At 66.8% G+C, this 25,155-nt stretch carries 20 protein-coding genes; 17 read left to right on the top strand and 3 right to left on the bottom strand.

Translation table 11 applies throughout. From position 1 onward, the window contains the following. The first annotated feature begins 51 nt into the window (after positions 1 to 51). From BMZ97_RS25740 to BMZ97_RS25730, 3 genes are all read left to right on the top strand, one after another. Entirely contained in the window at positions 52 to 972 is a 921-nt protein-coding gene (locus tag BMZ97_RS25740) for an ABC transporter permease subunit (protein WP_092176644.1), read from the top strand. Positions 973 to 982: 10 nt separating this feature from the next. Next, on the top strand, positions 983 to 2,134 hold the full coding sequence (locus tag BMZ97_RS25735; protein ID WP_092176642.1) for an ABC transporter permease subunit: 1,152 nt from the start codon (positions 983 to 985) through the stop codon (positions 2,132 to 2,134). Positions 2,135 to 2,495: 361 nt separating this feature from the next. Further along, positions 2,496 to 4,094 carry an ABC transporter ATP-binding protein gene (locus BMZ97_RS25730; RefSeq protein ID WP_092176639.1) on the top strand — a complete coding sequence of 533 codons (1,599 nt, stop codon included), beginning with the start codon at positions 2,496 to 2,498 and terminating at the stop codon, positions 4,092 to 4,094. A gap of 106 nt (positions 4,095 to 4,200) precedes the next feature. Here the strand turns inward: BMZ97_RS25730 and BMZ97_RS25725 are convergent, their stop codons facing one another. Then, entirely contained in the window at positions 4,201 to 5,193 is a 993-nt protein-coding gene (locus BMZ97_RS25725; protein WP_092176636.1) for a D-2-hydroxyacid dehydrogenase family protein, read from the bottom strand. A 305-nt stretch (positions 5,194 to 5,498) separates the two neighbouring features. Here BMZ97_RS25725 and BMZ97_RS25720 point away from each other — a divergent pair, with 305 nt between their 5' ends. Next, positions 5,499 to 6,356, top strand: coding sequence for a D-amino-acid transaminase (locus BMZ97_RS25720; RefSeq protein WP_092176634.1), 858 nt, complete (start codon positions 5,499 to 5,501; stop codon positions 6,354 to 6,356). 445 nt (positions 6,357 to 6,801) lie between these two features. On the opposite strand, the gene guaD is transcribed toward BMZ97_RS25720, so the two are convergent. Further along, positions 6,802 to 8,100: a guanine deaminase gene (gene guaD / locus BMZ97_RS25715; RefSeq protein WP_092176631.1), complete on the bottom strand. Its 1,299-nt coding sequence runs from the start codon at positions 8,098 to 8,100 to the stop codon at positions 6,802 to 6,804. A gap of 327 nt (positions 8,101 to 8,427) precedes the next feature. Here guaD and BMZ97_RS25710 point away from each other — a divergent pair, with 327 nt between their 5' ends. From BMZ97_RS25710 to BMZ97_RS25650, 13 genes are all read left to right on the top strand, one after another. Next, positions 8,428 to 10,005 (top strand): xanthine dehydrogenase small subunit, encoded by a 1,578-nt coding sequence (locus BMZ97_RS25710; protein WP_092176629.1) that lies wholly within the window; start codon positions 8,428 to 8,430, stop codon positions 10,003 to 10,005. Continuing rightward, complete coding sequence (gene xdhB, locus BMZ97_RS25705; RefSeq protein ID WP_092176626.1) at positions 9,998 to 12,358, top strand: xanthine dehydrogenase molybdopterin binding subunit; 2,361 nt, start codon at positions 9,998 to 10,000, stop codon at positions 12,356 to 12,358. Before BMZ97_RS25710 ends, xdhB begins: the two co-directional genes overlap by 8 nt. Positions 12,359 to 12,575: 217 nt before the next feature. Continuing rightward, the gene (xdhC, locus tag BMZ97_RS25700; RefSeq protein WP_092176624.1) at positions 12,576 to 13,418 is read left to right on the top strand and encodes a xanthine dehydrogenase accessory protein XdhC; all 843 of its coding nucleotides are present in this window, start codon (positions 12,576 to 12,578) and stop codon (positions 13,416 to 13,418) included. Further along, positions 13,402 to 14,958, top strand: a complete 1,557-nt coding sequence (locus BMZ97_RS25695) for an ABC transporter ATP-binding protein (RefSeq protein ID WP_092176621.1) — start codon at positions 13,402 to 13,404, stop codon at positions 14,956 to 14,958. The genes xdhC and BMZ97_RS25695 overlap by 17 nt, the downstream gene beginning before the upstream one ends. Further along, positions 14,951 to 16,015 carry an ABC transporter permease gene (locus BMZ97_RS25690; protein WP_092176619.1) on the top strand — a complete coding sequence of 355 codons (1,065 nt, stop codon included), beginning with the start codon at positions 14,951 to 14,953 and terminating at the stop codon, positions 16,013 to 16,015. Before BMZ97_RS25695 ends, BMZ97_RS25690 begins: the two co-directional genes overlap by 8 nt. 277 nt (positions 16,016 to 16,292) lie before the next feature. Continuing rightward, the gene (locus BMZ97_RS25685) at positions 16,293 to 17,216 is read left to right on the top strand and encodes an ABC transporter permease (RefSeq protein ID WP_092176616.1); all 924 of its coding nucleotides are present in this window, start codon (positions 16,293 to 16,295) and stop codon (positions 17,214 to 17,216) included. 31 nt (positions 17,217 to 17,247) lie between these two features. Then, the gene (locus BMZ97_RS25680; protein WP_092176613.1) at positions 17,248 to 18,330 is read left to right on the top strand and encodes a BMP family ABC transporter substrate-binding protein; all 1,083 of its coding nucleotides are present in this window, start codon (positions 17,248 to 17,250) and stop codon (positions 18,328 to 18,330) included. A gap of 390 nt (positions 18,331 to 18,720) precedes the next feature. After that, positions 18,721 to 19,890: an ABC transporter substrate-binding protein gene (locus BMZ97_RS25675; RefSeq protein WP_092176611.1), complete on the top strand. Its 1,170-nt coding sequence runs from the start codon at positions 18,721 to 18,723 to the stop codon at positions 19,888 to 19,890. Positions 19,891 to 20,163: 273 nt separating this feature from the next. Then, positions 20,164 to 21,090: a branched-chain amino acid ABC transporter permease gene (locus BMZ97_RS25670; RefSeq protein ID WP_092176608.1), complete on the top strand. Its 927-nt coding sequence runs from the start codon at positions 20,164 to 20,166 to the stop codon at positions 21,088 to 21,090. Beyond that, on the top strand, positions 21,087 to 22,106 hold the full coding sequence (locus tag BMZ97_RS25665; protein WP_092176605.1) for a branched-chain amino acid ABC transporter permease: 1,020 nt from the start codon (positions 21,087 to 21,089) through the stop codon (positions 22,104 to 22,106). The genes BMZ97_RS25670 and BMZ97_RS25665 overlap by 4 nt, the downstream gene beginning before the upstream one ends. Beyond that, positions 22,099 to 22,848, top strand: a complete 750-nt coding sequence (locus BMZ97_RS25660; RefSeq protein ID WP_092176841.1) for an ABC transporter ATP-binding protein — start codon at positions 22,099 to 22,101, stop codon at positions 22,846 to 22,848. The genes BMZ97_RS25665 and BMZ97_RS25660 overlap by 8 nt, the downstream gene beginning before the upstream one ends. Before the next feature lie 169 nt (positions 22,849 to 23,017). After that, positions 23,018 to 23,716 (top strand): ABC transporter ATP-binding protein, encoded by a 699-nt coding sequence (locus tag BMZ97_RS25655; protein WP_092176603.1) that lies wholly within the window; start codon positions 23,018 to 23,020, stop codon positions 23,714 to 23,716. Between the two features lie 192 nt (positions 23,717 to 23,908). Further along, entirely contained in the window at positions 23,909 to 24,367 is a 459-nt protein-coding gene (locus BMZ97_RS25650) for a cupin domain-containing protein (RefSeq protein ID WP_092176600.1), read from the top strand. A 165-nt stretch (positions 24,368 to 24,532) separates the two neighbouring features. On the opposite strand, the gene BMZ97_RS25645 is transcribed toward BMZ97_RS25650, so the two are convergent. After that, entirely contained in the window at positions 24,533 to 25,009 is a 477-nt protein-coding gene (locus BMZ97_RS25645) for a tudor domain-containing protein (RefSeq protein WP_244546598.1), read from the bottom strand. Between the last annotated feature and the right edge of the window lie 146 nt (positions 25,010 to 25,155).

Raw genomic sequence — 25,155 nt, 5'->3', positions numbered from 1 at the left:
CCGGGTTCGGCCCTTGCGGGCCGCCCCGGAATGACGCGGCGTGTCTGCTGAATGCTCCCCTTCATCCTGCGCCGCCTCGCGACCGCGATCCCGACGCTCTTCGTCGTGGTGACGCTGTCGTTCTTCCTGATGCGCGTCGCGCCGGGCGGGCCGTTCGATCTCGAACGGCCATTGGAAGCCAAGGTGATGGAGAACCTGCGGCGCATCTACCAGCTCGACCAGCCGCTCCTTCAGCAATACCTGACCTATCTCGGCGCGTTGCTGCGCGGCGATTTCGGCCCGTCCTTCTATTTCCGCGATTTCTCCATCGGCGAACTGTTCGCGCAGGGCCTGCCGGTCTCGATGCGGCTCGGCGCTTCGGCGCTGGCGCTCGCCCTCCTGATCGGCGGGCCGCTGGGAGCGCTTGCCGCCTTCCGCCAGAACGGCAATGCCGACCATGCGGTGATGGGCTTCGCTGCGGCCGGCATCACCATCCCCAATTTCGTCGTCGCACCGGTGCTGCAGATCGTCTTCGGGCTGACGCTCGCCTGGCTGCCGGTCGGTGGCTGGAATGGCGGGGCCTTGCGCAACGTCATCCTGCCGGTCGTCACGCTCGCGCTGCCGCAGATCGCGGTGATCGCGCGGATGACGCGGGCGGCCATGATCGAGACCCTGCGCGCCAACCATATCCGCACCTTGCGCGCCCAGGGGCTCGACGGATCGACGGTCGCGCTGCATGCGCTGCGAGCCTCGGCCCTGCCGGTCGTCTCCTATCTCGGCCCGGCGGCTGCGGCCCTTCTCACCGGCTCGGTCGTGGTCGAGACGATCTTCGGCATTCCCGGCATCGGCCGCTATTTCGTCGAGGGTGCGCTCAACCGCGACTACACGCTGGTGATGGGCACGGTCGTCGTCATCGCCGTCTTCGTGCTCGTCTTCAACCTCGCGGTCGACCTGCTCTACGCCCTGCTCGATCCCCGCGTCAGGCTGGATTGAGCATGGCGCGATGAGTGATTTGCCCCCCAGTTCCTTGCCCCCAAGCCCCCTAACTCTCACCCCCCTGCCCACGATCGGCCGCTCGCTCTGGCAGGATGCGCGCAACCGCCTGATGCGCAACCGCGCGGCGGTCGCGAGCCTGATCGTGCTGGGGCTGATGGCGCTGGCCTGCATTGCCGGCCCCTGGCTCACCGGCCACCCTTACGATCGGGTCTATCCCGACTATGTCCGCGTGCCCGCCAGCCTGGAGAGCTATCCGAAAGCCGAGGCGATCCCCGCCGCCGTGCAGCGCATCGCCGCCCGCATCCGCGCGACACCGGGCGATGTCGTGGTCGCGGGCGAGAGCTTGCGGCTGACGCTGACCTCACAACGCCCGATCGACCAGCGGCTGCTGGTTTATTTCGACCGCTCCGACCAGTTCGGCACGCCCCGGATCACGGCGAGTGAAGAGGATGGCCGCAGGCTTGCCCTCGAGGTCCCGCTCAAGCGGCAGCATTTCCTGTTCGGCACCGATGCGAATGGCCGCGATCTCCTGACCCGCACCCTGATCGCGGGACGCGTCTCGCTCGCCATCGGCCTGCTCGCGACCGGCGTCGCGCTGATCATCGGCGTGCTCTACGGCGCGACCGCCGGCTATCTCGGCGGGCGCATCGATATGCTGATGATGCGCGTGGTCGATGTGCTCTATGCCCTGCCCTTCATCTTCTTCGTCATCCTGCTGGTGGTGTTCTTCGGCCGGAATTTCATCCTGATGTTCCTGGCGGTGGGGGCGATCGAATGGCTCGACATGGCCCGGATCGTCCGGGGCCAGACGCTTTCGCTCAAGCGGCAGGAATATGTGCTGGCGGCCGAGGCGCTAGGCGTCAGCACCGGTGGCATCATCCGACGCCACATCATCCCCAACACGCTCGGCCCCGTGATCGTCTATGTCACGCTGCTGGTGCCCAAGGTCATCCTGCTGGAAAGCTTCCTGTCCTTCCTCGGGCTTGGCGTGCAGGAGCCGATGACGAGCTGGGGCGTGCTGATCTCGGATGGCGCGCGCGCCATCCAGGGCGCCTGGTGGATGCTGGTCTTCCCCGCCGCCTTCCTGGTGACGACGCTGTTTGCGCTCAACTTCCTCGGCGACGGCCTGCGCGACGCGCTCGACCCGAAGGATCGGTGACGGTGCGCACCAGCCAGTCCAATAAAGGGCGCGGGATCCCCTCTCCTGCATCGAAGTCGGGTCTACCCGACTTCGACACTCAAAGTGCTGAACCCCGGGTATACCCGGGTTCAGTGAGAGGGGCAGGGGTGAGGTGTAGGCCGTTTGACCAGTCGTGTGACGACCTTGCCGTCATTGCGAGCGCAGCGAAGCAATCCAGGGGACGTAGAGCGAGCCCTCCTGGATTGCTTCGCTGCGCTCGCAATGACGATGGAGCAGCGGCGAGGCCACAGCCAAATCGTCAAACGGCCGACCCCTCACCCTGCCCTCTCCCTCCGGGAGAGGGTTCCCCGCGCCTCTTTCACATTGGGGCGCAGCTAGGATGACGACTGGCGATCCCATCCTTTCGATCCGCGACCTGCGCATCCGCTTCCGCACCAATGACGGCATGGTCGAGGCCGTGCGCGGCGTCGATCTCGATGTCGGCGCCGGGGAATTCGTCGCGATCGTCGGTGAATCCGGCTCGGGCAAGAGCCAGAGCGTCATGGCCGCCATGGGCCTGCTCGCCGGGAATGGCGAGGCGACGGGCTCGATCCGCTATCGCGGCGCGGAACTGCTCGGCCTCAAGCCGGCCGCGCTCAACGCCTATCGCGGCCGCAGGCTCGCGATGATCTTCCAGGAGCCGATGACCTCGCTCGATCCGCTGTTCCGGATCGGTGCGCAGATCGCCGCCCCCTTGCGCAAGCATCAGGGCCTGTCGCGCAAGGCGGCACGCGCCAGGGCACTCGAACTGCTCGAACTGGTCAGGATGCCGCGGCCCGAGGCCAGGCTCTCATCCTACCCGCACGAGCTCTCCGGCGGGCAGCGCCAGCGCGTGATGATCGCGATGGCGCTGGCCAACGACCCCGACATCCTGATCGCCGACGAGCCGACGACGGCGCTCGACGTCACCATCGAGGCGGAGATCCTGGCGCTGATCGCCGAGCTGCGCCAGCGTCTCGGCATGGCCGTGATCCTGATCACCCATGACCTCGGCCTCGTGCGCCAGCATGCCGAGCGCGTCTATGTGATGAAGGCGGGCGAGGTCGTCGAGAGCGGAACGAAGCGGCAGATCATCAGCGCACCCGCGCATCCCTATACCCGGATGCTGCTCGCAGCCGAGCCGGAAGGCCGCAAGCCGCCGCCGCGCGACGATGCGCCCATCCTGCTCGCAGCGCGGGATCTGCGCGTCAGCTATGATCTGTCGCGCGGCTTCTTGCAGCGCGAGACCGCCCTGCTCCATGCCGTGGACGGCGTCGACCTGACGCTCAGGCGCGGTCAGACCATCGGCATCGTCGGCGAATCCGGCTCCGGCAAGTCGACGCTCGGCAAGGCGGTGCTGAAGCTCGTGCCGTCGGCTGGCACGATCCGCTTCGAGGATCGCGCCCTCGCGCCGCTCGACCGCGCCGCGATGCGGCCCTTGCGCAGCAGCCTTCAGGTCGTCTTCCAGGACCCGTTCGGTTCGCTCTCGCCGCGCCTGACGGTCGGCGAGATCGTCAGCGAGGGCCTGCTCGTGCATGCGCCTCATCTGACGCGCGCCGAGCGCGACATCCGCGCCGCGCAGGCCCTGGCCGAGGTCTCGCTCGAGCCCGCCTTGCGCAATCGCTACCCGCATGAATTCTCAGGCGGCCAGCGCCAGCGCATCGCGATCGCCCGCGCCATGATCCTGCATCCCAAGCTCGTCGTGCTGGACGAGCCGACCTCGGCGCTCGACCGCACCGTGCAGAAGAGCATCGTCGCGCTGCTCAAGGACATGCAGGCCCGGCACGCCCTCTCCTATCTCTTCATCAGCCACGACCTCGGCGTGATCCGCGCCATGGCGGACTGGATCATGGTGATGAAGGACGGCCGCGTCGTCGAAAGCGGGCCGACGGAAGCGATCTTCGAGGCGCCGCAGGAGGATTACACGCGCCGGCTGATCGCGGCTTCGATCAAGGGCTAGCGGCTGCACCAACCGTCATTGCGAGCAGAGCGAAGCAATCCAGCATCGCGCTCGACGCCCCCTGGATTGCTTCGTCGGCTTCGCCTCCTCGCAAGGACTAGGTGTTTCAGGCCCCGCGCCCCTCCAAAACCTCCGGGTTCATCACCCGGCTGGGCTTGCCGGCGAGGAAGGCGAACGCGTTCTCGATGCTCTCGCCATAGTACTCGGCGAGGACCGGCGCGGCGGAATAGCCCTGATGCGGCGTCAGCACGACATTGGGCAAGCTCCGCAGCGGGTGCTCGCGCGGCAGCGGCTCCTGATCGTAGACGTCGAGCGCGGCTTTGATCGCGCCCTTGCGCAGATGCTCCAGCAGGGCGGCCTCGTCGACCAGCGGCCCGCGCGCCGTGTTCACCAGGCAGGCGCCGCGCTTCATCGCGGCAAGCTCGGCCCCGCCGACGATGCCGCGCGTGCGCTCGGACAGGACGAGATGCAGCGAGACCACGTCCGAGGTCGCGAACAATTCATCCTTCCCGACATAGGCTACGCCTGCCGCTGCGGCGGCCTCAGCGGTCAGGTTCTGGCTCCAGGCGACGACCTCCATGTCGAAGGCCTTGGCATAACGCGCCACGCGCTGGCCGAGCTTGCCGAGACCGACGATGCCGAGCCGCTTGCCGGCGACGACATCTCCCAGCGGCAGGCCCTCATGCCAGCCGCCGGCCCGCATCAGCGCATCGGCCTGCGGCAGGTTGCGGGCATTGGCGAGGATCAGCGCGAAGGCGAGTTCGGCGGTTGCCGCGCCGACATGTTTTCCGCCGGTGTTGCTGACGATCACGCCCGCCGCCGTGCAGGCGGCGAGATCGAGCGTCTGGGCGCGTCCGCCCGTTAGCGCCAGGAGCCTGAGCTTCGGCAAGCGGCCGATCAAGGAGGCGCCGAAGACCGTGCGCTCGCGCGTCGGGATGATGATCTCGGCGTCGACCAGCGCAGCCGCGACCGCCTCCTCGCTGGTGAAAGCCTCGCTCAGGAAACGAACTTCGGCCCTGGCCTCCAGCCCGGACCAGTCGGCGCATTGCCGGGCGACATGCTGGCTGTCGTCGAGGACGATGACGAGGGGACGGTTCATGCGGGCTTCCTTCACTTCAGCTCGGCCGCCTCAGCTGCAACGCATCCTACTCTCGCGGCGCGGGCACAGTGTTGCGCGCCGCGCTGATCCGCAAGCCGGCTTTGAGGCTCGCCTAGTCGGAAAGCCTCGGCCAGAGCAGGATACGAAAAAGTGGGAACCGGTTTTTCGCAATCGATCCTGCTCTCGCTCTTAGATGAGAGCCGGATTCAGATTTCAGGTGGGATCACTTTGTGATTCCATCTGAAATCATCCGGCTCTAGGAAAGAGCGCTATCCCCCAAGCCCTCCGATCCAAGAGTCTGCCCCATGAGCCGCATCGTCTACGTCAATGGCGAATACATCCCCGAGGAAGAGGCGAAGATCTCGGTCTTCGATCGCGGTTTCATCTTCGCCGACGGCATCTACGAGGTCTCGGCCGTGCTCGGCGGCAAGCTCGTCGATTGCGAGGCGCATCTGGCCCGGCTCGAGCGCTCCTGCGGCGAGATCAACCTGCCCCTGCCCTGGTCGCGCGCCGAACTGGTCGCGATCCATGAGGAAATGATCAAGCGCAACGCCCTCGACGAGGGCGGCGTCTATCTGCAGGTCACGCGCGGCGCCGCCGACCGCGACTTCGCCTTCCCCAAGGACATCAAGCCGACGCTGGTGCTGTTCACCCAGGCCCGTAATTATGTGAATGCGCCGACCGTGAAGACCGGCATCAAGGTCGTGACCTTCCCGGATCTGCGCTGGGAACGGCGTGACATCAAGAGCGTCGGCCTGCTCGGCCAGGTGCTGGCCAAGCAATTCGCCGCCGAGCAGGGCGCCAATGATGCCTGGCTGGTCGAGAACGGCGTCGTCACCGAGGGCGCCTCGGCAACCGCCTGGATCGTCAAGGGCAAGACGCTGATCTCGCGCCCGCTCTCCAACAAGGTGCTGCCCGGCATCACGCGCAAGGCCGTGCTCGCCTTCCTGGCCGAGACCGACTTCACCTTCGAGGAGCGGACCTTCACCCTTGAGGAGGCGCTCGACGCCGAGGAGGCCTTCATCACCTCCGCGACGGCCTTCGTCATGCCGGTGACCTCGCTCGACGGCCACACCATCCATAACGGCGCGCCGGGCCCGACGACGCTGCGCCTGCGCGAGATCTATGTCGATTTCGCCAGGAAGGGCGGCGTTCTGGGGTGAGAACGGCTCCGGCGCATCCTGTGTTCAACAATCTCCGAGTTTGTTGAATACGGGCGGGGCCGGGATCAGTGAGAGGGGGCAGGAGTGAGGTGTAGCCCCCTCGACCAGTTGCATGACACCCTGCCGTCATTGCGAGCGCAGCGAAGCAATCCAGGGGACGTAGAGCGAGCCCTCCTGGATTGCTTCGCTGCGCTCGCAATGACGATGGAGCAGCGGTGAGGTCACGGCCAAAGCGTCAAACGGCCGACCCCTCACCCCAGCCCTCTCCCTTCGGGCTACCGCATGCACACATCGTGTTTCGAGCCCTTTGGGGATTCCAAATGGAATCCGCAGCGGGCCATCTCGATTCCAATTGGAATCGAGATGGCCTTGTTCACGCAATTTTCGAACATGAAATCGGCTCCGATGGAGATGTGTGAATGCCGTAGCCCTTCGGGAGAGGGAGTCACGTCGGCGTCACCCGCTCCCCCATCACATAGGTCGCGGCGACATTGCGCTCGTCGCCGAGCGTGACCAGCACGAAGAGCTCCTCAGTGAGATCGCGCGCCGTCTCCAGCCGGTGCGCCATCGCCCGCGTCGCAGCGGGGTCGAGCACCACGACATCCGCCTCATGGCCCGGCTCGAGCGAACCGATCAGATGGTCGAGCTTGAGCGCGACTGCATTGCCGCGCGTGATCGCATGAAGCGCCGTGAGGGCCTGGAGCGACTGCCCCTGCAATTGCAGCACCTTGTAGGCCTCCGACATCGTCCGCAGCATCGAATAGGAGGTGCCGCCGCCGATATCGGTCGCGACCGCGACCGGCACGCCCTCGCGCTTGGCGCGCGCCCAGTCGAACAACCCCGAGCCCAGGAAGAGGTTCGAGGTCGGGCAGAACACCGCGACCGCCCGGGCTTGCGCAAAGGCGCGCCATTCGCGTTTGGTCATGTGGATGCAATGGCCCATCAGGCTCCGGGGGCCGAGCAGGCCGTATTGTTCGTAGACGCCGGCATAGTCGGGCGCATCCGGGAACAATTCGCGGGTGAAGGCGATCTCACCCTGGTTCTCGTTGATATGGGTCTGGACATGGCAGTCGGGATGCTCCGCCGCCAGCCGCCCCGCAGCCGCCAATTGCTCGGGCGTCGAGGTGATCGCGAAGCGCGGCGTAATGGCGTAAAGTTGCCGGCCCTTGCCGTGCCAGCGCGCGATCAGCGCCTTGGAATCGGCATAGCTGCTCCCGGCCGTATCGATCAGGGCATCGGGCGCATTGCGGTCCATCATCACCTTGCCAGCGACCATGCGGGTGTTGCGGCGCTCGGATTCCAGGAACAGCGCTTCAACCGATTGCGGGTGGACCGAGCAATAGACCACCGCCGTCGTCGTGCCGTTCGCCAGCAATTCATCGAGGAAGAAGCGCGCGAGCTTTTCGGGATGGCCCTGCTGCCCGCATTTCTGCTCCTCGACGAAGGTGTATTTGTTGAGCCACTCCATCAATTGCGCGCCATAGGAGGCGATCACCTGCGTCTGCGGCATGTGAAGATGCGCGTCGATGAAGCCAGGCATGATCAGATGCGGGCGATGGTCGGTGATCTCCGCCCCGGCCGGCAGCCCCGGCAACAGCGCGGCGGCCTCGCCCACAGCCGCGATCACGCCATTGGAGATGACCAGCAGCCCGTCCTCGACATAGCGATGGGCGGCGTCACCCGCGGTCTCGGGATCGTCGACGAACCAGAGCAGGCGGCCGCGCAGCGCCCGGATGGCTTTCATTTCGGTCACTGGTTGAGGCTCCGGCTCAAATTCAGGTCATATCTGCACCAAATCAAAGCTTTCGGCCAAGCAGCGATCATGCCTAATCTGAGGGCATGATTTGGGTCCCAACGCTGCCCGACAATCCGTTTCCGTATCCGAAATCTGCGCCGTCGTCCCGGACGCAGCCCTCGGGTCCGATCTTCGATCGGCCCAAGGATAAACTCCGCGGAGATCCGGGACCCATTCCGGAGCATCAGCGGGACAGGCTCAGGCACGGATCCCGGGTCTCCCTCCGGTCGCCCGGGATGGCCCGCGTGGGGATTGCATGGATCGTGGGAGGCGCCGATGCGTGATCGCTTGCGCTTCCTCCTCGGCGACAGGCTGGTCGAGATCGCATCCTGCGATCCGACGCTGACCGTGCTCGATTGGCTGCGCCTCGACCGGCGCCTGACCGGCAGCAAGGAAGGCTGTGCCGAGGGTGATTGCGGCGCCTGCACTGTCGTCATCGGGCGGCTCGACCGGGGCGCCTTGCGCTATGAGGCGATCAACGCCTGCATCCGCTTCCTGCCGACGCTGGACGGCTGCCAATTGCTCACCGTGGAGCATCTGAAGGGCGAGGACGGCGCGCTCCACCCGGTCCAGCAGGCGCTGGTCGACTGCCATGGCTCGCAATGCGGCTTCTGCACGCCGGGCTTCGTGATGTCACTGTTCGCGCTCTGGCTGAACGAGGATGCGCCCGCCGTGACGCGCATCGAGGATGCGCTGGCGGGGAACCTATGCCGCTGCACCGGCTATGAACCGATCATCGCCGCGGCGCAGCGCATGTATGGGCCAGGCCAGCGCTCGCAGGACCGTTTCGCGACGGACCGGCCGCAGGTCGCAAGCAAGCTCGGCGCGCTCCAGGACCAGGCGACGCTGGCGCTCGGCAACAGGGATAGCCGCTTCTACGCGCCTGCAAGCATCGACGCCCTCGGCGAACTCATGCTCACCCACCCCGATGCGACGCTGGTCGCCGGCGCGACCGATGTCGGGCTCTGGGTGACCAAGGGCATGCAGCGGCTCTCCCCCGTGATCTCGCTCGGCCGGATCGAGGCGCTGCGCGACATCGCGGATGAGGGAGACCATCTGCGCATCGGCGCGATGGTCACTCATGTCGATCTGCGCAAGGCGCTGGCGGGTTTGTCGCCGCAGCTCGACGAATTGATGCGGCGCTTCGGCGGCGAGCAGGTCCGCAATGCCGGCACGATCGGCGGCAACATCGCCAATGGCTCGCCGATCGGCGACCTGCCGCCGGCGCTGATCGCGCTCGGCGCGCGGCTGGTGCTGGCGCGCCGTCATTGCGAGGAGCGCAGCGACGAAGCAATCCAGGGGGACGTCGAGCGAGCCCCCCTGGATCGCTTCGCTACGCTCGCGATGACGGAGGAGACAGGAGCACTCCAGCGCCGCACCATCCCTCTCGAAGACTTCTTCCTCGATTACCGCAAGCAGGATCGGCGGCCGGGCGAGTTCGTCGAGGCGGTCCTGGTGCCGAAGCTGCCGACAGACGCACTCTTCCACGTCTCCAAGATCTCGAAACGCTTCGACGAGGACATCTCGGCCGTCTGCGGCGCCTTCTTCCTGCAGCGCGACGCCACTGGGCGGATCAGCCAAGCGCGCCTCGCCTATGGCGCCATGGCCGGCATCCCCAAGCGCGCGAAGGCCGCCGAGGCTGCGCTGACGGGGCGCACATGGGACGAGATGGCTGTCTCTGACGCCATCTCCGCCTTGGCGAACGATTTCCAGCCGCTCAGCGACATGCGCGCTTCGGCGGGATACCGCCTCAAGGTTGCCGGCAATCTGCTGCGGCGATTCCTGATCGAGACGACGCAAACCGGGACGGCCACACGCGTCGCCGGGCTCTTGGCGGAGGCCGACCATGGCTGACGCGCGCAAGCGGCTCGATCCCGAGAGCGCGACCGGGCCGGCCGGCGCGGCACGGCCGCATGATTCCGCCAGCAAGCATGTCGCCGGCGAGGCTGTTTATATCGACGACATCCCCGAGCCCGCCGGCCTGGTCCATGCCTGCCTCGGCCTGAGCGAGATCGCCCATGGCCGATTGATCGCGCTCGATCTGGAGCCCGTCCGCGCCGCGCCCGGCGTACTCTGCGTGCTGACGGCCACGGATATTCCGGGCCAGAACGACATCTCCTCGACGCATCGCCATGACGAGCCGGTCTTCGCGACGGATATGGTGCTGCATCACGGCCAGCCGCTTTTCGCAGTCGTCGCCGAAACGCGCGATCAGGCGCGGCGCGCCGCCCTGCTCGCCAAGGCGGAGTATCAGGAGACCGCGCCGCTCCTCGACGTCGCCGCCGCCCGCGCCCATGGCGGAGAGCTCGTCACCGACCCGCTCAAGCTCGAACGCGGCGATGTCGCAGGCGCGCTTGCCGCGAGCCCGCGCCGCCTGAAGGGCTCGGTGGCGATCGGCGGGCAGGATCATTTCTACCTGGAAAGCCAGATCGCGCTCGCCATTCCCGGCGAAGACGAGGACATGTTCGTCGCCTCCTCGACGCAGCACCCCAGCGAAGTCCAGCACATGGTCGCGCAGGTGCTCGGCGTCGGCTCGCATGCGGTCACCGTCGAGATCCGGCGCATGGGCGGCGGCTTTGGCGGCAAGGAGACGCAGGCCAATCTCTTCGCCTGCGTCGCCGCGCTCGCTGCCCGCAAGCTCAGGCGGCCGGTGAAGCTCAGGCCCGACCGCGACGACGATATGGTCATCACCGGCAAGCGCCATGATTTCGTCTGCGATTACGAGATCGGCTTCGACGATGACGGCCATATCCTGGCGGTCGACACGGTCTATGCCGCGCGCTGCGGCTGGAACGCGGACCTGTCGGGCCCGGTGACCGACCGGGCGCTGTTCCACATGGATAATTGCTATTTCTACCCGGCGGTCCGCGCCCGCTCCGAGCCCTTGCGCACCAACACCGTCTCGAACACCGCCTTCCGCGGCTTCGGCGGGCCGCAAGGCATGGTCGGGGCCGAGCGTTTCATCGAGGAGGTCGCCTTCGCGACCGGGCTCGACCCGCTGGAAGTGCGCCGACGCAATCTCTATGGCGGCAGTTCCTCCAATGAAGGGCCTGGCCGGGACATCACGCCCTATCACCAGACCGTCGAGGACATGATCGGCGGCGAAGTCATCGCGGAGCTCGAACGGCGCTGCGACTACAAGGCACGGCAGGAGGCGATCCGCGCCTTCAATGCGGCAAGCCCCATCATCAAGCGCGGCCTCGCCCTGACCCCCGTCAAATTCGGCATCTCCTTCACCGCGACCTGGTACAATCAGGCCGGCGCGCTGGTGCATATCTATACTGACGGCACCGTCATGCTGAACCATGGCGGCACCGAAATGGGCCAGGGGCTGCATGTGAAGGTGGCGCAGGTCGTGGGCCATGCCTTCGGCATCGGACTGGACCAGATCAAGATCACCGCGACCACGACCGGCAAGGTGCCCAACACCTCCGCCACCGCCGCCTCCTCGGGCTCCGACCTCAACGGCATGGCGGCGCTCGACGCCTGCGAGACGATCAAGGCGCGGCTTATCGCCTTTGTGGCCAAGCATTGGCAGGAGGAGCCCGCGGCCATCGCGTTCCTGCCCGGCCGCGTGCAGATCGGCGCGCGCGAGATCGCCTTCGCCGAGCTCGTCCAGGCCGCCTATATGGCCCGAGTCCAGCTCTCCGCCACCGGCTTCTACGCGACGCCAAAAATCCATTGGGACCGCAAGGCCGGGCGCGGCCACCCGTTCTATTACTTCGCCTATGGCGCGGCGGCCGCCGAGGTCGCGATCGACACGCTGACCGGCGAATACAAGGTCGAGCGGGTCGACATCCTGCATGATTGCGGGACATCGCTGAACCCGGCGATCGACAAGGGCCAGATCGAGGGCGGCTTCATCCAGGGCATGGGCTGGCTCACTACGGAGGAGCTGGTCTGGGACGAAAAGGGCCGGCTCAAGACCCATGCGCCCTCGACCTACAAGATCCCCGTGGCGTCGGACCGGCCGCGCATCTTCAATGTCGATCTTCTGGACAACGCGCCCAATCGCGAGCCGACGATCCACCGCTCCAAGGCGGTGGGCGAGCCGCCGCTGATGCTGGCGATCTCGGTGCTGCACGCGCTGTCCGATGCGGTGGCGAGCGTCGGAGGGCATCGTGTCTGTCCGAGGCTCGATGCGCCGGCGACGCCCGAGCGCGTGCTGGCGGCGGTGGAGCGGGTCAAGGCGGAGGGCGGGATATGACGCCGACCACTTGCCGATCCATGCGCGGGGAACCCTCTCCCGTAGGGAGAGGGCAGGGTGAGGGGTCGGCCATTGGACGCTTTGGCCGCGGCCTGACCGCCGTATCGCTGTCGGGCAACCACCCCACTGGTCCAGGGGCCTACACCTCACCCCTGCCCCTCTCCTTACAGGAGAGGGGTTCCCCGCGCCTCGCCGTCGCCAGGATGGAGGGTGCGATATGACCCTCTCCACCTTCCTCAATGCGCACCTGCATGAAGGCGTCGTGCTGGTGCAGATCGAAGCCGCCGAGGGCTCAACCCCGCGCGAGGCCGGCGCCACCATGGCGGTCAGCGCCCACGCCACCGCCGGTACCATCGGCGGCGGCCAGCTCGAATTCCACTGCATCGACATCGCGCGCGAGATGCTGACCGAGGGCGCAGCGCAGCGCGCACTCGACATCCCGCTCGGCCCGCAAATGGGCCAATGCTGCGGCGGGCGGGTGCGGGTCGCGCTGAAGCGTGCGACGGCGGCCGATCTCGCCAGGCTCACTGCCAGCGAGAAGGCCGACGCGGTTCTGCGGCCCTGCGTCCTCCTGTTCGGCGCCGGCCATACCGGCCGGGCGCTTGCGCATGCCCTCGCCCCCCTGCCGCTCGCTACAATGCTGATCGACGACCGCGACGGCGTCATGGACGGCCTGCCGCCTGCGATCACCTGCATCAGAATGGCCGATCCCGTCACGGCGATCGAGGCGGCCAGGCCCGACTGCGCCTTCGTGATCCTGACCCATAGCCACGCGCTGGATTACCGCCTGACGGAAGCGGCGCTGGCACGCAGCGACGGGTCTTATGTCGGCATGATCGGCTCGGCGACGAAGCGGGCGCGTTTCGAGTCCAGCTTCCTGCGCTCGGGCGGGCGGCGCGAGACACTCTCCCACCTCACCTGCCCGATCGGCGGCGCGGATGTGGACGATAAGCGCCCGGAGGTGATCGCAGCCTTGACGGCGGCCGAGCTGGTGCGTTGCTTGCTTGGCCACCGGCAGCCGGCGAAGGGGAGACGGGCCAGACATGAACCAGCCGCGTGAGCAGGAGGTGCCGCCGCGGCTGGCGCTTGCCCATATCTCCAAGAGCTTTCCCGGCGTGAAAGCGAATGAGGATATCAGCCTCAGCGTCCGCCCCGGCGAGATCCACGCGCTGCTCGGCGAGAACGGCGCCGGCAAATCGACGCTGGTCAAGATCATCTACGGCGTCCAGCATGCCGATGAGGGCACGATCAGCTGGGACGGCGAGACCGTCTCGATCCCCTCCCCCAAGGCCGCGCGCCGGCTCGGCATCGGCATGGTGTTCCAGCATTTCTCGCTGTTCGACGCGATGACGGTGATCGAGAACATCGCGCTCGGCCTGGACGAGGCGGTCGATCGCGAGGTGCTGAAGGCCCGCGTCGCCGCGATCCTCGACAGTTACTCGCTGCCGCTCGACCCCGAGCGCGCGGTGCATACGCTCTCGGTCGGCGAGCGCCAGCGCATCGAGATCGTGCGCTGCCTGCTGCAGAAGCCGAAGCTGCTGATCATGGACGAGCCGACCTCGGTGCTGACGCCCCAGGAGGTCGAGCGCTTGTTCGAGACCTTGCGCCAGATCGCTTCCGAGGGCTGCGCGATCCTCTACATCTCGCACAAGCTGCATGAGATCAAAGCGCTCTGCGAGGCGGCGACGATCCTGCGCGGCGGCCGGGTCGTGGCGACCTGCGACCCCAAGCTCGAAAGCACCAAGCGCATGGCCGAGCTGATGATCGGCGCGGAATTGCGCCAGATCGAGCACAAGCCCGGCGCCGGCGCGGGCGCTGTCCGGCTCAGCGTCCAGGATCTGTCGCTGGCGGGCGAGCCGCCCTTCGGCACCGATCTCGAAGCGGTCTCCTTCGATGCGCGCGCCGGCGAGATCCTCGGCATCGCCGGCGTCGCCGGGAACGGACAGTCGGAGTTGCTCACGGCGCTCTCGGGCGAGCGATTGGCCTCCAGCCCCGACGCGATCCTGCTCGACGGCCGGCCGATCGGACTGCATGGCGCCGGGCAGCGCCGAGCGGCCGGCCTCGCCTGCGTGCCCGAGGAACGCAACGGCCATGCCGCCGTGCCGGATTTCTCGCTCGCCGACAACAGCATCCTGACCGCACGCCACCGCCTGCCGCTCGCCCCGCTCGGTTTCGTCGCGCGCGGCGACGTGCTGCGCTTCGCCCAGAGCGTGATCCAGCGCTTCGACGTGCGCACCACCGGCCCCGGCGCGCTGGCGCGCTCGCTCTCGGGCGGGAACCTGCAGAAATTCATCATGGGTCGCGAGATCGGCCAGCAGCCGGCCGTGCTCGTGGTCTCGCAACCGACCTGGGGTGTCGATGCGGGTGCTGCCGCCGCGATCCGGCAGGAGCTGGTCGACCTCGCCGCCAAGGGCTCGGCCGTGGTGGTGATCTCGCAGGACCTCGATGAACTGCTCGAACTCGCCGACCGGCTTTGCGTTCTCAATGAAGGCAGGCTGTCCGCCCCGCGCGCCATTGCGAGCCTCGGCATCGACGAGATCGGCCTGATGATGGGCGGCGTGCATGGCGCCGGCGAAAGCACGGGAGCAACCCATGCTTGAATGGCGCCGCCGCCGCGAGCCAAGCTCGCTCATGCTCTATGCGAGCCCGCTGATCGCGGTCCTGCTCACCATGCTGATCGGCATGATCGTCTTCACCGCCATGGGCTATGACGGTTTCCACGCCGTGCGCGACATCTTCCTGACGCCGTTCCTGGAGCCGCAGCGCTGGCCCGATCTCGGCGTCAAGGCGGCGCCGCTCGTCATGATCGCGCTGGGGCTTGCCATCGGCTTCCGCGCCAATGTCTGGAATATCGGGGCGGAGGGGCAATACATCATGGGCGCGATCGCCGGCACCGGCGTGGCGCTGGCGACCTATGACATGACGGGATGGTGGATCCTGCCGGCCATGGCGCTCGCCGGCATCCTTGGCGGCATGGCCTGGGCCGCGATCCCCGCCTTCCTGCGCGTGAAACTCCAGGTCAGCGAGATCCTGACCAGCCTGATGCTGACCTATGTCGCGGTGCAGGGCCTGTATTACCTCGTACGCGGGCCCTGGAAGGATCCGGACGGCTTCAACTTCCCGCAGACGCGGATGTTCACGCCCGACCAGACGCTGCCCGTGCTGGCGGAAGGCTCGCTCATTCATCTCGGCATCCCGCTCGCGCTGGTCATCGCCGTCATCGCCTGGCTGGTCATGGAAAAGACGACAGCGGGCTATGCGGTGAAGGTCGTGGGCCTCGCACCAGCCGCTGCGCGCCATGGCGGCTTCAGCTCGGACACGGTGACCTGGGCGACGCTGCTGGCGGGTGGCGGGCTTGCCGGCCTTGCCGGCCTCTTCGAGGCGGCCGGGCCCTTCGGCCAGCTCACCCCGCAATTCCCGACCGGATACGGCTTCACCGCGATCATCGTCGCGTTCCTGGGCCGGCTGAACCCGCTCGGCATCGTCTTTGGCGGCATCGTGCTGGCGGCGACCTATGTCGGCGGCGAGATCGCGCAGACGACCGTCAAGCTGCCGCAAGCCGCGACCGGCATGTTCCAGGCGCTGCTGCTGTTCATGCTGCTGGCGACCGACGTGCTGGTGCGCTACCGGATCAGCTGGAAGGTGCGGGCGGTATGAGTATGCGTGCTCCCGCCAACCTCTGTCATTCCGGGGCTTCGCGCAGGGCCGAACCCGGAACCCACGACTGGGCGAGACGGATGGGCGCGGGATCCCCTCTCCCGGATGGGAGAGGGGTAGGGGTGAGGGCCCGCCCTCATCGAATGAGGCAGGCGATATCCGCAGCACCGGCTGTGATCGTCGCGCTCAGGTGTTTTCGCGCACACCCTCACCCCTGCCCCTCTCCCATCCGGGAGAGGGGTTCCCCGCGCCCATTCGTTAAGACCTGCAGTTCGCCATGACCTCCGCCATCCTTATCTCGATCCTGATGACCCTCGTCGCCGCCTCGACGCCGATCCTGCTGGCGGCGCTGGGAGAGCTCGTCGTCGAGAAGGCGGGCGTGCTCAATCTCGGCGTCGAGGGCATGATGCTCACCGGCGCGGTGGCGGGCTTCGCCGTCGCCTATAGCAGCGGCAGCACGACGCTGGGTCTCATCGCAGCGCTCGCTGCTGGCGTCGCCACCGCCATGATCTTCGCCGTGCTGACGCTCTCCCTCACCGCCAACCAGGTCGCGACGGGGCTGGCGCTGACGATCTTCGGCATCGGCGCCTCCTCGCTGATCGGGGCGGGCTTCGTCGGGCGCACCATCACGCGGCTGGGGCCGGTCTTTCCCGAGGCGCTCGCGGGCCATCCACTCCTGCGCGCCGTCTTCGGCCACGACATCGTCGTCTATCTCTCGCTTGCGCTGGTGCTGGCGGTCAGCCTGTTCCTGCGCAAGACGCGGCCTGGGCTGGTCCTGCGCGCCGTCGGCGAGAACGACGCCTCGGCCCATGCCATCGGCTACCCCGTCATCGCCATCCGCTATGGCGCGATCGCCTTCGGGGGAGCACTCGCCGGCCTCGGCGGAGCCTATTTCTCGCTGGCATTAACGCCGATGTGGGCCGACCGCCTGACCGCAGGGCGCGGCTGGATCGCGCTCGCGCTCGTCGTCTTCGCCGCCTGGCGGCCCGGACGATTGCTGCTGGGGGCCTATCTGTTCGGAGCGGTGATGACGCTCGAATTGCAGGCCAAGGCGGCCGGAATCACCTGGCTCGCGCCGGAGCTTCTGGCGATGGCCCCCTACCTTGCGACAATTGCCGTTCTGACCATGATGTCGCTAGGACGAAAGACCGGCCGGCTCGATGCGCCGGCCTGCCTCGGCAAGCCATTCTCGGCGTCGTGACGCCGCAAACCATAAACGGGGAGACCACATCATGACCTCCATCATCACGCGCCGCAGGTTCAATTTCGGCGCGGGCGCCGCTGCTGCGACCCTGCCGCTGATCGGCGGGCAAGCTTTGGCGCAGGCCCCGCTCGGCGTCGGCTTCATCTATGTCGGGCCAGTCGGCGACCATGGCTGGACCTGGACGCATGACCAGGGCCGCAAGGCGCTGGAGAAGGAGTTCGGCGACAAGATCAAGACCAGCTTCATCGAGAACGTCGCCGAGGGGCCCGACGCCGCGCGCGCCATCCGCCAGCTCGCTCAGGCCGGCAACCGGATCATCTTCACCACCTCATTCGGCTTCATGAATCCGACGATCCAGGTGGCCAAGCAGTTCCCGAAGATCCATTTCGAGCATGCGACCGGCTATCAGCGCGCCGAGAACGTCGCGACCTACAACGCCCGCTTCTATGAGGGCCGGGCCGTGATCGGCACCATCGCCGGGCATATGTCGAAGACCGGCCAGGCCGGCTACATCGCCTCCTTCCCGATTCCGGAAGTGGTGATGGGCATTAACGCTTTCACGCTGGCCGCCCGCAAGGTGAACCCGAACTTCAAGACCAAGGTGATCTGGGCCTCGACCTGGTACGACCCCGCCAAGGAGGCCGACGCGGCCAAGGCACTGATCGACCAGGGTGCCGACATGATCACCCAGCACACCGACTCGGCTGCAGCCCTGCAGGCGGCCGAGCAGCGCGGCGTCTTCGCCTTCGGCCAAGCCTCGGACATGAAGGCCTTCGCGCCCAAGGCGCATCTCTCGGCGATCGTCGACGACTGGTCGGGCTACTACATCAAGCGCGTCAAGGAGGTCATGGACGGCAGCTGGAAATCCGGCGACGTCTGGGGCGGCATCAAGGACGGCTTCGTCAAGCTCGCGCCCTATAACGACGCGGTGACGCCCGCCGCCCGTGCGGCGGCCGACGAGGTCCAGAAGGGCATCGTCGCGGGCACGCTCCACCCCTTCTCCGGCGAATTGAAGGATCTCAAGGGCGAGGTCCGGGTCAAGGCCGGCGAGAAGGCCTCCGACGAGATGCTCTCCAAGATGGACTGGTATGTCGACGGCGTGCAGGCGTAACGCTTGTCTTTCCGGGGCTTTGCGTGAGCGAAGAACCCGGAACCCACGACCGGTGAGACGGAAAACCCGTCATGGTCGGCCTTGTGCCGACCATCCAAGTCTTCCTTCCTGCCCAAGTCTTCCTTCGGCAGGTGCCGTGTTCAAGACGTGGATTCTCGCCACAAGGGCAGGAATGACGCTGGAGGACAAAGCGCGCCCAGTCGTGGGTTCCGGGTTCGGCCCTGCGGGCCGCCCCGGAATGACACTGAGGCGGCCCCCCAAAAATTCTTCGCCTTGAGCCCCTTGCAGATATTTTAAGCTTGAAACAATATGCCTTCGTCGCGCGGTGGAGAGGGTGAGGGTCCCCTGCCGCGCCGTCGCTTTCTCGTTCGTCCCGGGAGGACATCGGACATGACACTCAAATTCGCGTTCTCGCTCGGCGTCGGCCTGCTCGCGCTCGGTGCGGCCAGCGCCCAGGCGCAGGAGCCGATCAAGATCGGCGTGGTCAGCGTGCTGACCGGCCCCGCGGCCGCGCTCGGCCAGCAGGTCCGCGACGGCTTCCAGCTCGCGGTCGACCAGAAGGGCGGCAAGCTCGGCGGTTTGCCGGTGCAGATCACCGTCATCGACGACGAATTGAAGCCCGATGTCGCGGTCGGCAAGGTCAAGGCCTTCGTCGACAGCGGCAAGGTCGATTTCGTCGTCGGCCCGGTGTTCTCGAACATCCTCGGCGCCATCGCCAAGCCCGTGCTCGATTCCGGCGCCTTCCTGATCAGCCCCAATGCCGGCCCCTCGACCATGGCCGGCAAGGCCTGCAACCAGAACTTCTTCGTGACCTCCTACCAGAACGACCAGGTCCACGAAGTGCTCGGCAAATACGCGCAGGACCAAGGCTACAAGCGCGCCTATATCATCGCGCCGAACTACCAAGCCGGTAAGGACTCGCTCGCCGGCTTCAAGAACTACTTCAAGGGCGAGATCGTCGACGAGGTCTATGCGCCCCTGACCTCGATGGACTTCGCCTCCGACCTCGCCAAGATCGCCTCGACCAAGCCCGATGTCGTCTTCGCCTTCCTGCCGGGCGGCCTCGGCGTCAACTTCGTCAAGCAGTGGTCGCAGGCCGGCCTCCAGGGCAAGATCCCGTTCCTCTCGGCCTTCACCGTCGATGAATCGACGCTGCCGGCGCAGCAGGACGCGGCGGTCGGCCTGTTCGGCGGCATGACCTGGGCGCCGAACATGGACAATCCGCAGACCAAGGCCTTCGTCAGCGCCTATGAGGCGGCCTACAAGATCGTGCCGGGCTCCTATGCCCAGCAGGCCTATGACGCCGCGCTGCTGATCGACTCCGCCGTCAAGGCGACTGGGGGCACCGCCGACAAGGACAAGCTGCGCGCCGCGATCAAGAAGGCCGACTTCACCTCGCTGCGCGGCAAGTTCAAGTTCAACACCAATGGCTACCCGATCCAGGACTTCTACCTGGTCAAGGTCGCCAAGCGCCCGGACGGCAAGTTCCAGACCGAGATCGCCCAGAAGGTGTTCACGGACTATGCCGACCCGCATGCCAAGGATTGCGCGCTTAAATGAGGCTCCGCGCGGACTCCCCTCTCCCGTAGGGAGAGGGGTTGGGGGTGAGGGGTCGGCCGTTAGACGCTATAGCCGCGCCCTCCGGCCCTTCCATCGTCATTGCGAGCGTAGCGAAGCAATCCAGAGCCGCAGCGTGAGACATCCTGGATTGCTTCGCTACGCTCGCAATGACGGCAACGGCCACCCGACTGGTCCAACGGCCGACCCCTCACCCTGCCCTCTCCCTCCGGGAGAGGGTTCCCCGCGCCCTTCCGGCATCGTCGCGGCTTACCCATGACCACCAGCCTCCTCATCGTCCAGATCCTCAACGGGCTCCAGTTCGGCATCCTGCTGTTCCTGGTCGCGGCGGGGCTGACGCTCGTCTTCGGGGTGATGGATTTCATCAACCTGGCGCATGGCGTGCAGTACATGCTCGGCGCCTATCTCGCCGTGACCTTCGTCGGGCTCACCGGCAGCTTCGTGCTCGGCCTGGCGCTGGCGCTGGCGGCAGCGCTGCTGATCGGGCTCGCGCTCGAATTCCTGGTCTTCCGCCATCTCTATGAGCGGGACCATCTCGACCAGGTGCTCGCCACCTTCGGGCTGATCCTGCTGCTGAACCAGGGCGTCAAGATGCTCTGGGGTGCGGCCCCGCTCTCCGTGCCGGTGCCGGAATTCCTGACCGGTTCGATCAGGCTGATGGATGGCATCCTCTACCCCGTCTATCGCTTCGCCTTGATCGGCTCGGGGCTCGCGGTCGGCGGGTTGCTCTGGTTCATCGTCGAGAAGACGCGCACCGGCATGCTGCTGCGCGCCGGCGCCTCCAACGCCTCGATGGTCTCGGCGCTCGGCGTCGACATCCGCAAGCTGTTCATGATCGTCTTCGCCTTCGGGACCATGCTCGCGGGTTTTGCCGGCGCGATGGCGGCCCCCATCCTCTCGGTCGAACCCGGCATGGGCGATACCGTGCTGATCCTCGCCTTCGTCGTCATCGTGGTCGGCGGCATCGGCTCGATCCGTGGGGCGTTCGTGGGCGCCTTGATCGTCGGCCTCGTCGACACGCTCGGCCGCTCCTTCATGAACGACCTGCTGCGCCTGTTCATGAGCGCACCCTCGGCAAGGGCTACGGGAGCGGCGCTCTCCTCGATGCTGATCTATCTCGTCATGGCGATCGTGCTGTTCGTGCGGCCCGAGGGCCTGCTGCCGGCCAAGGGCCGCTCATGAGCGCCGAATTCGCCACCATCCGGCCCACCCTTGCCGAGGCTGCCCTGCCCGCCACGCCGCCGCGCCGGCGGCCGGTCGTCGCCATCGTGCTGTTCCTGGCGCTGGCCGCCATGCCGCTTGCGGTCTCGCTCGGCCTGCCCGCGCATTGGCTGACGCTGGTGACGCGCGCGATGATCTTCGCCATCGCCGCGCTCTCGCTCGATCTCATCCTCGGCGTCGGCGGGCTGGTCTCCTTCGGCCACGCCGCCTTCATCGGCATCGGCGCCTATGCCACCGGGATCATGATCACCGAGGGCCGCAGCGAGGCGCTGCTGATCCTGCCGGTCATCCTCGCGGCCTGCGCGCTTTTTGCGGCGATCACCGGCGCCGTCTCGCTGCGGACCCGCGGCGTCGCCTTCATCATGATCACGCTCGCCTTCGGCCAGATGGCCTATTTCCTGGCGCAGGCGCTCTCGGCCTATGGCGGCGATGACGGACTGACGCTCTATGAGCGCAGCACGCTCGCCGGCTTCAAGCTCTTCGCCAACCGGACATCCTTCTTCTACGTCACGCTGACGACACTCGCCGGTTGCTACGCGCTGATCAGCACCATCGTCGCCTCGCGCTTCGGCCGGGCCTTGCGCGCCGCACGCGAGAACGCGACGCGGGTCACCGTGACCGGCTACGATGTCGGCCGGATCCGCCTGATCGCCTATGTCATCTCGGGCATGATCGCGGGCCTCTCCGGCTTCCTCCTCGCCAACCAGACCGATTTCGTCAGCCCCGCCTTCATCTCCTGGCAGCGCTCGGGTGAGCTGATCTTCATGGTGGTGCTCGGCGGCGTCGGCAGCTTGCACGGCGCGATCATCGGGGCGCTGGCCTATCTCTTTGCCGAGGACGTGCTGTCCAGCTGGACCGAGCATTGGCGGGTGATCTTCGGCCCCTTGATCGTGCTCTTCGTGCTGTTCACACGCGGCGGCCTTGTCGGCATCATCGGCAAGCTTGCAAGCAAATTTGGGGGCGGGCGCGATGACTGAGCCGGTGCTTGCGCTCAGCGGCGTCAGGAAGGCCTTCGGGGCACTCAAGGTCACCGACGGGGTCGACCTTGCGCTCGCGCCCGGGGAACTACACGCGCTGATCGGCCCCAACGGCGCCGGCAAGACCACGCTCGTCCACCAGATTTCCGGCATGCTGCGGCCCGATGCCGGCAGCATCCGCTTTCGCGGCGCCGAGATCACCGGCTTCACGCCCGAGAAGCGGGCGCGCGCCGGCCTCGCCCGGACCTTCCAGATCACCTCGACCATCGCCTCGCTCTCGGTGCTGGAGAATGTCGCGCTCAGCGTGCAGGCGCGCGCCAGCCACCCGCTTGCGCTCTTCCGCAACGCGGCGCGCGACGAGGCGCTGAACCGGCCCGCCTGGGTGGCGATCGAGGCCGTCGGGCTCACCGAGCGCGCCCATGTGCTGGCCGGCCGCCTCTCCCATGGCGAAAAGCGTGCGCTCGAGATCGCGATGGCGCTGACGCTGGAGCCCGCCGCGATCCTACTCGACGAGCCGCTGGCCGGCGTCGGCCGCGAGGAAGGCGAGCGCCTGATCTCGTTGCTCGCGAGCCTCAAGGGGCGCTACGCCATGCTCCTGGTCGAGCACGACATGGAGGCCGTGTTCGCGCTCGCTGACACCGTCAGCGTGCTGGTCTATGGCCGCGTCATCGCCTCGGGCGACCCGGCGACGGTGCGGGCCGACCCCGCCGTGCGCGAAGCCTATCTCGGCGAGGAGGGGTGATGGTGACGCGCAGACCCTCCCCTGTCATTCCGGGGCATGCCGAAGGCATGAGCCCGGAACCCACGACTGGGTACGCCCGTCATGACGCCTTCGGATCGCCGAACCCGGTCGTGGGCTCCGGGTTCGGCCCTGCGGGCCGCCCCGGAATGACAGAAGGGGCCGCCGCGCCATGCTGATCGTGGAAGCGCTGGATGCCGGCTATGGCGAGGCGCAGATCCTGTTCGGGATCGACCTCACCATCGGCGAAGGCGAGGTGGTGACCCTGCTCGGCCGCAACGGCATGGGCAAGACCACGACGATCCGCGCGATCATGGGCCTGATCCCGCCAAAGGCCGGGCGGATCAGCGTGGCCGGCCGCGACCTCACCGGCGCCGCCCCGTTCAGGATCGCGCAGGCCGGCATCGGGCTGGTGCCGGAAGGCCGCCAGATCTTCCCGACGCTCTCGGTCGAGGAGAACCTGATCGCCACCGCAGCCAGTCGCTTCGGCAAGGCGCGCTGGGACATCGGGCGGATCTATGATTTCTTCCCACGCCTCAGGGAGCGCCGCGCCAATCGCGGCAACCAGCTTTCGGGCGGCGAGCAGCAGATGCTGGCGATCGGCCGGGCATTGATGACCAACCCCAAACTGATCATCTTGGACGAGGCGACCGAGGGCCTCGCCCCGATCATTCGGCAGGAGATCTGGTCCTGCCTGACGGCGCTGAAGGCCGAGGGCGAATCCATTCTGGTGATCGACAAGAATGTCGACGCGCTAGCGAAATTCGCCGACCGGCATGTCGTGCTGGAAAAGGGCCGCATCGTCTGGCGCGGCTCGAGCGACGAGCTGCGCAGCGACAGCGCGGTCAAGGACCGCTTCCTGCATTTTTGAGAGATGATGTGACTGCGGGCATGGTTTGCGATGCGTATCCTCGCCGTCATCCCGGCCGAAGCGAAGCGCAGAGCCGGGATCCATTCCGGAACGGGTCAGGAATGGATCCCGGGTCTCCCTTCGGTCGCCCGGGATGACATCGCGTTTTAGAATTAGGCCGCCAGAATCAGGACAGAAGAGGAGAACCACCCGATGAAACCGCTGACCGCCGGCGTGACCAAGGCCAATGAAGGCATCGATGCCATCTCGTGGAACATCCTGGGCCAGACCTATGTGCCCAAGACGCTGAGCGAGGATTCGTTCTCCTGGCATGCCACCTTCCCGCCCGGCACCTTCGTGCCGCCCCATATCCACCCGACCCAGGACGAGTTCATCTATCTGCTCGAAGGCCGGCTCGACCTCGTGCTCGACGGACAGGAGAGCTTCGCCACCGCCGGCGACCTGATCCGCCTGCCGCGCAATGTCCCGCACGGGCTGTTCAACAAAAGCGAGGCGATGGTGAAATGCCTGTTCTGGGTCGCGCCGACCGGGCGACTCTACGACCTGTTCTGGGCGATCCATTCGATGCCGCAGCAGAACCCGGCCGAGGTCGTGGCCTTGGCGGCGAAATACGAGATCGACTTCCTGCCGCCGCCGCCCGAAGGCGCGTGAGCGGCGGCGGGACCGAGGTCAGCAGCTTGTCCATTGACCTCGAGCCGTCATCGCGAGCGCAGCGAAGCAATCCAGGGGGAGTGCGTGAGGCCCCTGGATTGCTTCGCCGGCTGCGCCGCCTCGCAATGACGCTTCAAGCCGTGTGAAAAACGCTCAGGAAAGCCCTCAGCTTGAGCGGCAAAGCCCCGTCTTGGTGCGCTCCTTGTCGCCATCGTCATAATCGATCGCGAGCGCGGTCCCGCCCAGAGAGGTGATCTTGCCCGGAAACCACTTGCCGCCGCCCTTGAAGTTGCACTCGACGCGGCTGCCGATCGTCCAGTTGTAAGGACGCACGCTGGCGAGCGGGAGCGTTTCGCGATCACCATCATCATATTGAATTGTGAGACGATCGCCTGAAACGCTCTGGAGGACGCCTGGAAACCAGTAATTGCCGTTCTTGAAGCGTGCGAGCACCCAATCACCGGGGGTCTGCGCCTGCGCTATAGCGGCGCCGCCAAGAAGCGCACCGATCACCAGCCAAATCTTCATTGCCCATCTCCAAATCGAACTGCCGCTAAGAGTGACGTAACACGCCATAAAAAGCCTTTCGACAATAATGCATTGTTGCCGTGGGGTGATCTCAATGCGGAATCCGGCACGCACCGGAACCAACTCTGCGTCATCATCGCGACCGCCGATCCAACGAAACGCGGCAGCGCCCCGCCGAAGCTACGTCATGATGCCTGGGCATCGCCGGAACACGAGATCGAAGCTCAACCGCTGTCCGGAAACGCCCGAAAGGCGCTCCG

It is taken from the genome of Allobosea sp. OK403 (assembly GCF_900113835.1).
In the GTDB taxonomy this organism is placed as follows: domain Bacteria; phylum Pseudomonadota; class Alphaproteobacteria; order Rhizobiales; family Beijerinckiaceae; genus Allobosea.
Note: the sequence above shows the minus strand (reverse complement) of the source record. Positions and strands in the feature narration are given on the sequence as shown.